We start from the raw sequence: 13,221 nt of genomic DNA on the forward strand, positions 1-13,221 counted from the left end.
AGTAAATTCCATCCGAACAAGGATTGACTATGAGTACCCGAATGCGTTTTACGCAAACGCTCCTTTTCCGCGTTATTGTCGCGATTATTCTGGGCATTGTCTGCAGCTTTTTCTTCCCGGACTGGCTGGCTCGAATTTTTGTCACTTTCAATGGCCTCTTTGGTAACTTCCTGGGCTTCTTTATCCCGGTGCTGATTTTTGCCCTCATCACGCCGGCGATTGCCAGCCTGGGCCGCGGCGCCGGAAAGTGGCTGGGTATTACCACTGCTATCGCCTACGGCTCGACGGTGTTCTCGGGTCTATTGGCCTACGCCGCCACCCAGGGGCTCTACCCTTGGCTGCTCGGCGCTGACCAAGCCGGCGCATCGGTGGATATTGATGAGGGCGCGCTGGAGAGCTTCTTCAATGTGGAGATGCCACCGCCGTTTGACGTCATGACCGCCCTGTTGCTGGCTTTCACGGTCGGTGTGGCGATGACCACCGTGAAGTCGGACTCGCTCTACCGCGGTGCGACGCAGCTGCGCGACGTGATTATGAAGATCATCTCGGCGTTTATCATCCCGCTGCTGCCGATTTACATCTTCGGCATGTTCCTGTCTATGGGCATGAACGGCAACCTGACCACGACGCTGTCGATGTTCTTCAAGGTGCTGCTTCTGGCAGTCATCGGCACCGTGCTCCTGTTGGCAATCCAGTTCTCCATCGCTGGCGCCATCGCTGGCCGTAGCCCGTGGACGTCCCTGAAGAACATGCTGCCGGCTTACGTCACCGCACTCGGCACCTCCTCCTCGGCCGCTACCATTCCGGTGACGTACAAGGCCGCGCTGAAGAATGGTGTCTCGGAGAAGGTCGCTGGCTTTACCGTGCCACTGTGCGCAACCATCCACCTGGCCGGTTCGATGATGAAAATCACGCTGTTCGCATTTGCCGTGATGTTCATGGCGGACAAGCCGCTTTCGCCGGGCATGGCCATCGGCTTCATTCTCACTTTGGGTATCACCATGATCGCGGCTCCGGGCGTTCCAGGTGGCGCAATTATGGCCGCGGTCGGTGTGCTGCAGTCCATGCTGGGCTTCGATCAGGAGCAGGTCGCTTTGATGATTGCCGCCTACATCGCCATCGACTCCTTCGGTACCGCATGTAATGTCACTGGAGACGGTGCAATTGCCATGATTGTTAACCGCTTTGCCAAGGATGATGTCATCGACCGTTCCGAAGAGCTCAGCTTCGACGCTGAAGAGGCCAATTCCGCATCTTCCACAACCGAGGCCTAACTGGCTTCGGTGCATATGTAAAAATTAAAGAAAACATCCACCGGTCAACCCCGTCGCAATCTTTCAAAAGGCCTTCTTATGGGCCGATGCGGCGGGTGTTGGCATACATGTAAGGGGCCCGCCTTGGACTTCATTTCGACTCGCGACCCAGAGCGCACGCCGCACAAGTTCTCAGACATTCTCCTGGGAGGTCTCGCTAACGACGGTGGCCTCTACCTGCCGGTCGAGTACCCACAGGTTGACGATGCCACTTTGACGCGTTGGCGCTCCGTGCTTGTCGACGACGGTTACGCAGCCTTGGCTGCAGAGGTCGTCAGCCTTTTTGTGGACGACATTCCACTGGAGGATTTGCGCGGTATCTGTGCACGGGCGTACACCTACCCGAAGTTCTCCGATCCGGATATTGTGCCGGTGACGAAGCTGGAAGATCAGCTCTACATCGGTCACTTGTCCATGGGCCCCACAGCGGCATTCAAGGATATGGCGATGCAGCTGCTCGGTGAGTTCTTCGAGTATGAACTGGCTCGTCGTGGCGAGACCCTGAACATCCTCGGCGCCACCTCTGGTGACACGGGTTCCTCGGCCGAGTATGCAATGCGCGGCCGTGAGGGAATCAGCGTGTTCATGCTAACTCCGGCTGGTCGAATGACCGCGTTCCAGCAGGCTCAGATGTTTGGTCTGCAGGATGCCAACATTCACAACGTCGCCCTCGACGGTGTCTTCGACGATTGCCAGGACATCGTTAAGGCGGTCTCCGGTGACTTGGAGTACAAGGCCAGCCGCCACATTGGCGCAGTCAACTCCATCAACTGGGCTCGCCTGATGGCTCAGATCGTGTACTACGTCTCCTCGTGGATTCGTGTCACTGGCGGCAACGGTGCTGAGGCGAACAACGCGCAGAAGGTCAGCTTCAGTGTGCCGACCGGCAACTTCGGTGATATTTGCGCCGGCCATATTGCGCGCCAGATGGGTGTGCCAATTGACCGCCTGATTGTGGCTACCAATGAAAACGATGTCTTGGATGAGTTCTTCCGCACGGGTGCCTACCGCGTGCGCAGCGCTGCGGAGACTCAGGCTACCTCTTCCCCATCGATGGATATCTCCCGCGCGTCTAACTTCGAGCGTTTCATCTTCGATCTGCTGGGGCGCGATGCTGAGCGCACTGCAGACCTCTTTGGTGTCAAGGTCAAGGAGGGCGGCTTCTCTCTTACTGCTGATCCGATCTTCCCGGAGGCTTCTGCCCAGTACGGTTTCCTCTCCGGTCGCTCGACTCACGCTGACCGCGTCGAGACCATCAAGGACTGCTGGGAGCGCCTAGAGGTCATGGTCGATCCGCACACCGCTGACGGCATCCACGTCGCCCGCGGCCTGGTAGACCAGGTATCCACCCCAATTGTCTGCCTGGAGACCGCTCTGCCGGTAAAGTTCTCCGAGACCATCCTGGAGGCCACCGGACGCGAGCCGGACTGCCCGGAGCGTTTCGCGGACATCATGAATGCCCCGCGCCGCGTTACTGAGCTGCCGAATGATGTCGATGTGGTGAAGAAGTTCATCGACGACAACGTGGCTTAAAACCGGGCATAGCCCAACCTCCCCCCCCATCCGCGCAGCAGCGATGTGGAATAGTGCCCTCTTTTTTAAGGGCAAACGGCATTATCTTGGGCTATAGGGCTGTTATTACCCCCGTGATTACCTCACAATTGTTCACATGAGTTTCACTCGAGTTAATAGCCGTCCTATGCCCCACGCGCCCGCATCTTCCCCGCAGGAAGGTTCCCAAAAGACAACCACGGTCTCGCGGGCGCTGGCCGACACACTGGCCCAGCACTGCGACCACTGCTTCGGTCTCATCGGCAACGCGAACTCCCACTTCACGTCAGCCCTTACTGAATCGGGATTCGGCTACTCCTCCGTCCGACACGAATCGGCTGCTGTCGGGGCCGCCGATGCATTCCACCGTGCAGGTGGAGGGCTTGCCATCGCGACCGCCACTTGCGGCGCAGGATTTACCAATGCGCTAACCACTCTGGCCGAGGCTCGAGTAGCCCGTATTCCGCTAATTTTTGTCGTCGGCACGCACCCGGAACGCCCACGTCCCTTTGACCTTAATCAGGCGGCGCTCCTCGACGCCCTCGACGTCTGTCATCGCACCGTTACTCCCGAGTCCGCGCTTGACGACGCAAACTTTGCGGTCCAGCACGCACTGAGTTCTCGGCAGCCTGTCGTGCTGCTGCTCCCCTATGACATCCAAGAAGCACCGATTACGGCATCTGCGTCTGAAACACAGTCGACTAATCAGGAGCATCTGCACACCGGCCGACCAGAATGGTTGGAGTCAACTGTCGCGTCGCTGGCCGAGGAACTGCAAACTGCCCGTCGCCCACTCATTATTGCTGGTAGAGGTGTGTTGCTCTCTGGTACCGCAGATCTAGTCCGCCGCATCGGGGACGGTGCGGGGGCACTGTTTATGCACTCAGCGATGGCTCGTCATGTGCTTTCCAGTCCGTGGCAGATTGGCACCGTGGGCGGTTTTGCGCATGCGTGGCAGGTGGAACTAGCTCGACAGGCCGATGTGGTGCTGTTCCTGGGAGCAAGCTTCAACGCTTTCCAAAACCGTGGCGGCAACATGTTTGCACCGGACGCGAAGATTATCCAGGTTGTCGACGAGCCCCATCCCGCTGCTCAGCCGTCGGTGACACCGCTATTGGCTAAGTTGGAGGAACTTCTGCCCGTACTGGCAGAGCAGCTGGAGAAGTCCCGGGGGGCGTCGTCAAGCACATGGCGTGCGGAGTTGAAGACACTGCCGACGACAGCGGAGGTCGAGTCGCTGACGTGCGCGGATGGCCGGTTGGATCCGCGGGCGTGCCTGCAGTATCTGAATCGTATCCTGCCCAATCAGCGCGCTGTGTGTACTGACGGTGGCCATTTCCTGGGGTGGGTTCCGAAATATCTTGATGTGCCTGGTCCGCAGCAGCAAGTGATTGTGGGCACGGCGATTCAGTCAATTGGTTTGGGCATGGGGTCACTTGTCGGCCTCGCGGCGGCACGCCCCAAGGACTATTGCGTGCTAGTCGCCGGTGACGGTGGCGGCACGATGGGTATTGCGGATTTACCTGCGGCGATTGAGCAGCTGCGGCGTGGTCGTGGCGGTTGCGTGGTGTTCATTAACGATGCTGCCTATGGCGCGGAGCTGCACCAGTTTGGCGATGTCGGGTTGGACACCTCGTCCATGGAGATTGCCGACTACGACTTCGCCGCAGTCGGACGTGCCTATGGCGCTCACGGTTTCAGTGTCGGCGAACCTGAGGACTTTGCCCAACTCGACGCCTACTTCCATGACGTTTCCAACTCCGATGAGGCTTCCGTTGCCGTAATTGATTTCAAGGTCTCACGGCTGGTGGTCGCGGACTTCGTGAAGGAAGTTCTGGCTAAGGCACAAAGGTAGTTTGCCGCAGGCATGATCGGGGCCATCTAGACCCCGGTGCGACCCCTCTTCAGGCCGGTTGGTTGATGGGGTCTACAATGTGGCGAGTGGTAAAGCAGCGTAACGGTAAAGATCAGATTTCATCAACAGATCAGCCCGCCACCGCGGTGGCAAAGGACCCGCGCGAGCATGTCACTGGCCGCGCGATTGCCGTCTGGCTGGCGGCGCTGATTACCTACATCGTTGCCATCGTCGGCCGCACCTCCATGGGTGTCGCTGGCGTCGAGGCGCTCGATCGCTTCCATATCAACGCCTCCCAACTCGCGCTGTTCACCGCCGTGCAGGTTGGCGTCTACGCCCTGGCGCAGATTCCGACGGGCATCATCATTGACCGCGTCGGCGCCAAGAAAACGATGGTCGTGGGCGCACTGATCATGGCACTGGGCCAGGTCATCATTGCGTTCACGACATCGTATCCGCTGGCTGTCATTGCTCGTGTGTTCATCGGCGCCGGCGATGCCACCGCATTCCTCGGTGCTATGCGGCTGCTTCCCGCGTGGTTCCCACTGCGCGTCACTCCGCTGTTCACGCAGCTCACGGCTGGTCTTGGCCAGCTCGGCCAGTTCATCTCTGCGGTCCCGTTCCTCGCGATTCTGCACGCCGCGGGGTGGGTGCCCGCGTTCTTGTCGCTGAGCACCGCGGGTCTTCTCATCGCTATCGTAGGCATGATCGCGCTTGCCGACGTCCCGGAGAACTCCTCCACAGCCAAGATGTCACTTCGTAAACGCCGCGCCGCCGAGAAGGCCGCGAAAACGGCTGCCGATGGCGGAGCCTCTGCCGCAGCCGATGAGAAACTAACTATCGGCCAGACTCTGAAGATTGTGACCACTCACCCGGTGTGCTGGCAGGGTTTCTTCACTCACTGGACTGGTTTGATGCATCAGTGCATCTTCACATTGCTGTGGGGCATGCCTCTGATGATGCTAGGTATGGGTCTTAAGCCCTCCGAGGCCAGTGTGGTGCTGGTCGTTAACACGCTGTCAGTAATTATCGCCGGGCCGTTGATGGGCATGGTCTCGGCACGCACCGGCCGCGACCGTATCAAGGTTGTTGTCGCAATCGCGTTTATCAACATGGCCGTCTGGCTTGTGTTCCTGGCACCGAGCAACCCACCAGCGTACTGGGCAATTATCGTAGTCAACATCCTAATGGCCGGTCTTGGTGCAATGTCCAACTTCGGCTTTGACTCAGTGCGCGAAGAGGTCGATCGCAAGGTACTCGCCACCGGCACTGGGTTGGCGAATATGGGCGGTTTTGTGGCCACCATGCTCGCTGCACAAGGTGTCGGCTTCCTGCTGGATATTGCAGCTCCCGATGGAAATTACACCTGGGAGACCTTCCGCATTGGCTGGTTGGCTGTCGTCGGTGTGTGGGTGATTGGTTTCGTTGGCCTGCTGGTTGCAAAGCGTGCGGCGGCACGCTTTGTCGCCCAGCAGAGCCGTTTTGAGCTGGAACCTACGGAGTAGGAACTACAGGAAGTCGAGAGACGGAGCGGCTAGAACAGCGAAAGCTGCTCTGGTCCTTCCAGTCCCTCCGAGTCATCCGAGTCCTCCGATCGCCCAGAGGAGTCTGCGCGGCCGCTATCCGCCGTGCGTTCGCTGCCATCGGTCTGAGCACCATGGGAAGCGCGCTCACCGGTGTCAGTTTCGGAGGCTGCGTTCTCCGGGACGTCGTCAAGCGAAGGCGTTGATGCTACGGCCTCACGCTCATACATTTCCTGCAGCTTCTCGGTCTTGGTAATGCGGACTAGCTCGGCGTAGATGACCAGCTTCATAGAACTATTGACCAGTGGCCCCAGCTGGGAAAACAGGACATCGACGTCGCCGTCAACCGCGAGGCAAGCGCGACGCAGGCTCTCCTCGGAAATAATCCAGCGAGAAGTTTCCGCGCAGGTTTCGCGGTCGCCGATGAAGTCCAACGCGAGGGCAACCTGGTTGCTGGCGACGCCATCCAATGTGGCAGCCAGGCGCTCGTTAGGTGCGGCATCCTTGAACAGGCGGGCAATCTGGACTGCCTCCGCCGTCGGCACCTGGCCAGCGGCATACTCAGCGATGAGTTCGGCCATGCGCTGAGCACCGACGTGCTGATCAGTCAGCCAGATGTCGTGCAAGGCATACATGATGGCCATGGCTTGCCAGGAGGCGTGCCCATGATAGAGAATACCCAAGATGCCGGCCTGCTCCAGCAGCCAACCGACCATCGCTTCCCCATCGGCGCCATTGCGAGCGCAGAGGTTGTCGACATTCCAAGCCATATGCCCTTCGACGCAGCAGCCATAGAACTTCTGATCTTCCTCCAGCTGCGCGGCCAGTGACACTACTTCACGCGCGGCATACGGGTAGCCGTAGGCAAGGGTGGCATGCGACAGATCATCGACGCCCATGGTCACCCACGGAAACTCGCCGTGCCACGGACCGCGACCAACGAGGAAGCCCGCCGCGAGATACGCCCATCGGGTCGAGGCATCAGCGTTGTACCAGTACTGCAGTGCGCGCGGCGTCGGATGCCCGCTGTCAGCGTGAATCAATCCCGCGTTGACCAGCATCTCCACAATCCAGGGCGCCGCGAAAGCACTCGCCCCTATTGACGCTGCGAAGTCCTGAATCCACAGCAGGCTCGATTCCTCATACATGTGCAACGGGTCCTTCAGACGTCCGTCGCCGCTGCCCGCAGCATCCATAAACGCCGAAGCAAACGCCACCGCAGCCACCGAAGCTTCGGTCAATTCCTTTGACTCCAGCGTTGCCGGGAAAGACTCCGTCGGATGCGGCTTACGAATCGACCACATGTCGCCCTTGAGCGCCAACGCGACTGCGCCCACCAGGCGGGCAACCACTGTCGATTCGTTGCGTGCTTCCGATTCTTGCTCAAATGTCGGCATCGCCGGTTCTTCTAGCACAGTCAGCAGCAGACGCTCTTCGGCCCAGCGCACCGCGTCGGCACGTAGTTCAGACCACATATAGGAGGGCAAGTACTTCTCGTCGGTTGCCATCCAGCGCAGCTCATTGCGAATATCCACCGGAGCTGTCATCACCAGAGCCCGCACCTTCACCGGATCGCAGAGGAAGCCTGCAATGAGCTCCACCTGGCGAGCCTGCACATTCCGCACCGTTAAATCGCTGGCGTTCAGGGCTCGCGGTGTGCCCTCTCCCGGCGCGTTATCCGGCTCCAGCCCCATGCGCTCCATACGGCGACTCAGCACATCCGCTGGCATATTCGCCACTAAGTCGGCGACGCGGAAGCTAAGGCTCGGTTCCGCCGGGAACACCTCCGAAATATGTGGCGGCACATGCCACACGCCCGCCGGTTCCTCCCACACGAGCCCCTGGCGCTGGCCACGGCGTAGCACATGCTCAAGCTGCTGCTTGCCGACGCGACGACGCTTGCGGTCAACGCCCTTCGGCGTATCGTGCGCCATCACGTCCGCATCCGATGCCCAATAGGCCACTTCTGTGAGGGTATCCAGCGATGCGGAATCCTCCAGAATATGAACCAAGTGGGCCACATCGAGAACATCGGGATCACAAAAAGACAGCGCCGTATGCGCTGAATCCTGTGACATCAGCAATTCCACCGCCTCTTGCCCAGCAGCTGAGGTATCAGCGGCTGGGCACGTGCGGCTCAATAAAAAACGCAGGTCAGTGCCATCGAGGTTGAGAATGAAATCCTCATACCTAGGGCGTACCGAGTAATCGACGTTGCGTTCCATAGCCCACCATTATGCCCGGTCGCCGTGCTAAGACAAAGGCTGCACCCCGCTGCCACATATTGAGCCTCGCAGCGAGGTGCGGCAGACCTCTGCCCGGCCTACTCGTGGTCGGGGTTCTCCTCACCCCAAAACACACGATTGACGACACGGCTGGAGTGACGAGTCAGACGCAAATAGTGCTCAATAAAACCGTTGGAATCCGATGCCTCCCACCCCGCCGCACCGGCGACCTGAGTCAGCTGACGCCCCGGCTGGGGCAGCTGATCCGTGCGCTTACCACGGGTGAGCACCAGCGCATTGCGAGCATTCGTCGCCATCAGCCAGGCATCCCGAAGTGCGTCGGTATCCTCCGCATCTAGAATTCCGCGGTCTTTCAGCACTTCCAGACACTCCAGCGTCGACGTGTTGTGCAACTCCGGCACCTCGTGGGCATGCAGCATGATTAGCAGCTGCACAGTCCATTCGATATCGGTCAGTGCACCGGAACCGAGTTTGGTGTGGGTACGGCGATCGGCTCCGCGAGGCAGTCGCTCGGAATCAACACGCGCTTTCATACGACGGACATCGCGGACCATCTTGGCATCAGCTCCGCCCTGTGGGTACCTCAGCGGATCGATGGCCTTAAGGAAGCGGGTGCCCAGGTCTTTGTCGCCGGCAATCCAGGTAGCCCGTAGCAGTGCCTGAATCTCCCAGGTTTCACCCCAGCGCTCGTAGTAGGTCACATAGGAATCCAGGGTCCTGACAATCGGGCCCGAGCGTCCTTCTGGGCGCAGGTCCACGTCGACCTCCAATGGCGGGTCCTGGCTTGGCTTTGCCAGCCGACGACGCAACGAGTCACAAATCCTGGTTGCCCACTTGACCGCCTCGGAATCGTCGACAAGCGGCGCTCCATCGGCGTCCTTGCGGGGTTCACAGATGAACATCACGTCGGCATCGGAGCCGTAGCCCAGTTCAGCACCGCCGAGTCGCCCCATACCGATTACGGAGATAATGCCCGGGACCTCCGAGTCAGGATGCTCCAGCGACCACGCACGGATTTCGGCGGCGAGGGCAGCTTCGAGTACGTTGTCCCACACCATCGACAGAGAATGACAGACCTCTTGCACATCCATCAGTCCGAAGAGATCTGCGGAGGCAATGCGCGCGAGCTCTGCACGGCGCAACGCACGTGCCACACCAATGGCCTTAGCTGGACTGTTGTGACGAGCAGCCGCTGCGACCAGCGCACGCCCGACTGCATCGGAGTCGGTATTCAGTAGCTTCGGCCCGGACGCGCCGTCGCCGAACCGTTTAATTACGTCCGGCGCACTCATAATCAGATCAGACGCGTACGGCGAAGAACCGAGCACCCGCATCAACCGCTGGCCGACGACGCCCTCATCGCGCAGCGTACGCAGGAACCACGTTTCGTCGTGGAGCTTCTCAGAGAGCTTGCGATAATTGAGCAGACCCGCGTCGGGGTCTGGCGTCGACGATAGCCACTCCATCAGCGTCGGTAGCAGCATCGCCTGAATACGCGACTTGCGCGAGGTGCCCGCCGCCAGCGCAGAAAGATGCTCGTAGGCGCGATCCGGGTACTGATAGCCCAGCGCGGCCAGCTGGCGCTTTGCCGCATCGGCCGATAGCTGCAGGGTTCCAATGTCCTGCTCCACCACGGAGTTCAGCAGTGGACGGTAGAAAAGCTTGTTGTGCAGGGAGCGGATCTGTGAGCTGGCCAGTCGAACCTGCTTGGCCAGCGGTTTGCTGGCATCGGTGCCGCCCTCACCGACGATGCCAGAGGCGCGACCGAGCCACTGAAGAGCTTCGGTGTCGTCGTCGGCAGGCAACAAATGCGTCCGCCGCATCTTTTGCAGCTGCAGGCGGTGCTCCAGCAGACGGACGAACTCGTAGGCGTTAATCAGCGCGGCACCGTCTTCGCGACCGATATAGCCAGCCTCGACAAGTGCGTCGAGTGCCATCACAGTTGGCAGCACGCGGAGGCTATCGTCATAGCGACCATGGACCAGCTGCAGCAGCTGCACCGCGAACTCGACATCACGCAGACCACCGCGACCGAGCTTGAGCTCTCGGTAGCGAAGCTCTTCGGGGACGTTTTGGACCACACGGGCGCGCATGCGTTGAACATCATCGACGAAGGATTCCCGCTGAGAGGCGGTCCACACCATCGGAGCTAGAGCATCGATGTATTCGCGGCCCAGCTCGATATCGCCTGTCATCGGCCGCGCCTTCAGTAACGCCTGGAACTCCCAGGTTTCAGCCCACCGCTTGTAGTAGGCGACGTGGGAATCCACGGTGCGTACGAGTGCACCCGACTTACCCTCCGGTCGGAGATTCGCGTCGACCTCAAAGAAGCAGTGGCAAGAAATCCGGATAAATTCGCTGGCCAAACGGGTGGCTCGGGCATCCGCCGGCTCTGCGACGAAAATGACATCCACATCGGAGATGTAGTTCAGCTCTTCCGCACCGCACTTGCCCATGGCGATTACGGCCAGGCGTGTTGAGACCGGCGACGAAGGAAAGACCTGTTGCACCGCGACAGAGAGTGCAGCCGTCAACGCCGCATCAGCCAGATCACTGAGTGCCTCCGAGACCTGACGGAATGGGACTTGTGGCTGTCCCGGACGGCGAGGGCCCCGTGGGTACGTGCCAGCCAAGTCGTAGCACGCAATACGCATAATCAAGTCGCGGTAGGCGCACTGCATCGCAACTTCGGCCTCACGGCCGGTTAGCTTCGCACGGTACAAACCGGGGCCTTCAAGCGTGGCGGGCGCAACGACGGGGTTGCGATACTCGGGATCCTCCTGCTTTTCCAGACTGGCCTCATCAGTGAGTTCGATGACCTCGGGCACAGCCCCGACGCTGGAGAGCATCTCGCGGAACATGTCTGCCTCAGTTGGAAACTCAGCTTGGAGCAGAACCCACTTTTCTGGGTGTGCAACCAGGTGATCGCCCAGTGCACTCGAGCCGCCGAGCAGCGCAAACATACGCGTACGTAGCGGCACCTGCTCGCGCATGGCTTCATCGAGACCGGACCAGGTGGCCCAGTTCTCCAGCTTTCCCTGCTGCTCCAGCTCGTCGAGAGCGCCTTTCAGCCGCACTAGCGCCATAAGCGCCAGCTTGGGGTCGCTGGCTCCGGCAAGACCCCACAACAGATGTAGGGACTCCTCGTTGTACCACCCCAAATCTTCCAGGTCAGCCCGCGTCCGATCGTCATTACGCAAGCCCAGCGCTGCGGGCCGCGGCACTGATTGGCGAGATGTGCGAGGTCGATTCATCACCATTGAAACTGGTCACCCAAAAACAAATTAAAGACGAAAAAGGAAGGGGGCGGTACGGGGAAACTAGTAATCCAGAGTTGTGCGCAGCTCCCACTGCGTCACCTGACGCTGGAACTCGCGCCACTCGCGCCACTTATTGAGCAGGAAGAACTCGTAGACATGGTCACCGAGAGCATCGGCCACCAGATCGGAGCGTTCCATCTCCTGCAGCGCCACCTCCAGGGATGTCGGCAAATCGCGGTAGCCCATCGCACGTCGTTCCCGCTTGGTCAACTCGGAGATGTTGTCCTCTGCCTGCTCCGGAAGCTGGTAGCCCTCCTTAATTCCCTTCAAACCGGCGGCCAAAATCACCGAGTAAGCAAGATACGGGTTACAGGCCGAGTCCAAGGAACGAATTTCCACCCGGCGCGAATGTGCCTTACCCGGTGAGTACATGGGCACACGCACGAGAGCCGAGCGGTTGGCCATGCCCCATGTCGCGGACGTCGGAGCCTCATCGCCAAATGCCGTGCGCTTGTAGGAGTTGACCCACTGATTGGTCACAGCGGAAATTTCGCTGGCGTGAGTCAGAATGCCGGCAATGAAACCCTTTGCGGTGTCGGAGAGCTGGTTTTCATCATCCGGGTCGTGGAATGCATTAGTGTCCCCTTCAAAGAGGGAAATATGAGTGTGCATGCCATTGCCCGGCAAATCCTGGAAAGGTTTCGGCATGAATGTCGCCTGCACACCGTTTTTCATTGCGATCTGCTTAATGATGTAGCGGAAAGACATCACGTTATCCGCCATAGTCAGCGGATCGGCGTAGCGCAGATCGATTTCCTGCTGACCCGGCGCATTTTCGTGATGGGAGAACTCCACAGGGATTCCCATGTCTTCCAACACCGTGATCGCTTCTTGGCGAAAGCGGGGTGCGCGGTCGTAGACCGCCTGGTCAAAGTAACCGCCATTGTCCGTTGGCACCGGCGGCTTTCCATCAGTAGCCAGGCTCTCTACTAGGAAAAACTCAATCTCCGGGTGGATGAACGCGTGGAAGCCCTCGTCGGCAAGCGCCTTAATTTGGCGGCGCAGCACCTGGCGTGGATCTGCCCACGACGGCTGACCATCGGGCATGACGATGTCGCAGAACATGCGCGCGGACGTGATTGTGTCTTCTTTATGCAGACGCGGCATGACCTGGAACGTCGAAGGATCCGGTTGCGCGATAGTGTCAGCCTCGGAAACGCGGGAAAAGCCCTCCACCGCGGAGCCATCGAAACCAATGCCCTCTTCAAAGGAGCCCTCGAGCTCAGCCGGTGCGACGGCAACGGACTTCAGATACCCCAAAATATCGGTAAACCAGAGGCGGATATAACGGATATCTTGCTCTTCGATTGCGCGGAGGACGAATTCCTGCTGACTGTTCATACTTTCCAACGTTACCCAGGTGCCCGGATTCGCGGTACACATTTTGACCATCCGGCGTGGCTAGCCAACTGC

Annotated in this window: 7 protein-coding genes; 4 read left to right on the forward strand and 3 right to left on the reverse strand. The window is 59.6% G+C overall.

Annotated elements, in window-relative coordinates; translation table 11 throughout:
• Nucleotides 1-29: 29 nt before the first annotated feature.
• From CRD18_RS05890 to CRD18_RS05905, 4 genes are all read left to right on the forward strand, one after another.
• Nucleotides 30-1,274 (forward strand): dicarboxylate/amino acid:cation symporter, encoded by a 1,245-nt coding sequence (locus CRD18_RS05890; protein WP_187269940.1) that lies wholly within the window; start codon nucleotides 30-32, stop codon nucleotides 1,272-1,274.
• A 123-nt stretch (nucleotides 1,275-1,397) separates the two neighbouring features.
• Nucleotides 1,398-2,846, forward strand: a complete 1,449-nt coding sequence (gene thrC, locus CRD18_RS05895; RefSeq protein ID WP_049189589.1) for a threonine synthase — start codon at nucleotides 1,398-1,400, stop codon at nucleotides 2,844-2,846.
• Nucleotides 2,847-2,982: 136 nt separating this feature from the next.
• The gene (locus CRD18_RS05900) at nucleotides 2,983-4,719 is read left to right on the forward strand and encodes a thiamine pyrophosphate-binding protein (RefSeq protein ID WP_224784053.1); all 1,737 of its coding nucleotides are present in this window, start codon (nucleotides 2,983-2,985) and stop codon (nucleotides 4,717-4,719) included.
• 77 nt (nucleotides 4,720-4,796) lie between these two features.
• On the forward strand, nucleotides 4,797-6,224 hold the full coding sequence (locus CRD18_RS05905; protein ID WP_049189591.1) for a nitrate/nitrite transporter: 1,428 nt from the start codon (nucleotides 4,797-4,799) through the stop codon (nucleotides 6,222-6,224).
• 29 nt (nucleotides 6,225-6,253) lie between these two features.
• Here CRD18_RS05905 and CRD18_RS05910 read toward each other — a convergent pair whose 3' ends face one another.
• The 3 genes from CRD18_RS05910 to CRD18_RS05920 form a co-directional block, all read right to left on the reverse strand.
• Nucleotides 6,254-8,467, reverse strand: a complete 2,214-nt coding sequence (locus tag CRD18_RS05910; RefSeq protein ID WP_049189592.1) for a hypothetical protein — start codon at nucleotides 8,465-8,467, stop codon at nucleotides 6,254-6,256.
• A gap of 98 nt (nucleotides 8,468-8,565) precedes the next feature.
• Nucleotides 8,566-11,748 (reverse strand): bifunctional [glutamine synthetase] adenylyltransferase/[glutamine synthetase]-adenylyl-L-tyrosine phosphorylase, encoded by a 3,183-nt coding sequence (locus CRD18_RS05915; RefSeq protein WP_049189593.1) that lies wholly within the window; start codon nucleotides 11,746-11,748, stop codon nucleotides 8,566-8,568.
• Between the two features lie 60 nt (nucleotides 11,749-11,808).
• Nucleotides 11,809-13,149 carry a glutamine synthetase family protein gene (locus CRD18_RS05920; protein ID WP_005511085.1) on the reverse strand — a complete coding sequence of 447 codons (1,341 nt, stop codon included), beginning with the start codon at nucleotides 13,147-13,149 and terminating at the stop codon, nucleotides 11,809-11,811.
• Nucleotides 13,150-13,221: the final 72 nt, after the last annotated feature.

It is taken from the genome of Corynebacterium sp. LK31 (assembly GCF_014335015.1).
Lineage (GTDB): Bacteria > Actinomycetota > Actinomycetes > Mycobacteriales > Mycobacteriaceae > Corynebacterium > Corynebacterium jeikeium_D.

Coding starts and splice junctions, on each gene's coding strand:
- CRD18_RS05890 (WP_187269940.1), top strand. CDS start 30: ATGAGTACCCGAATGCGTTTTACGCAAACGCTCCTTTTCCGCGTTATT.
- CRD18_RS05900 (WP_224784053.1), top strand. CDS start 2,983: ATGAGTTTCACTCGAGTTAATAGCCGTCCTATGCCCCACGCGCCCGCA.
- CRD18_RS05905 (WP_049189591.1), top strand. CDS start 4,797: ATGTGGCGAGTGGTAAAGCAGCGTAACGGTAAAGATCAGATTTCATCA.
- CRD18_RS05910 (WP_049189592.1), bottom strand. CDS start 8,467: ATGGAACGCAACGTCGATTACTCGGTACGCCCTAGGTATGAGGATTTC.
- CRD18_RS05915 (WP_049189593.1), bottom strand. CDS start 11,748: ATGGTGATGAATCGACCTCGCACATCTCGCCAATCAGTGCCGCGGCCC.
- CRD18_RS05920 (WP_005511085.1), bottom strand. CDS start 13,149: ATGAACAGTCAGCAGGAATTCGTCCTCCGCGCAATCGAAGAGCAAGAT.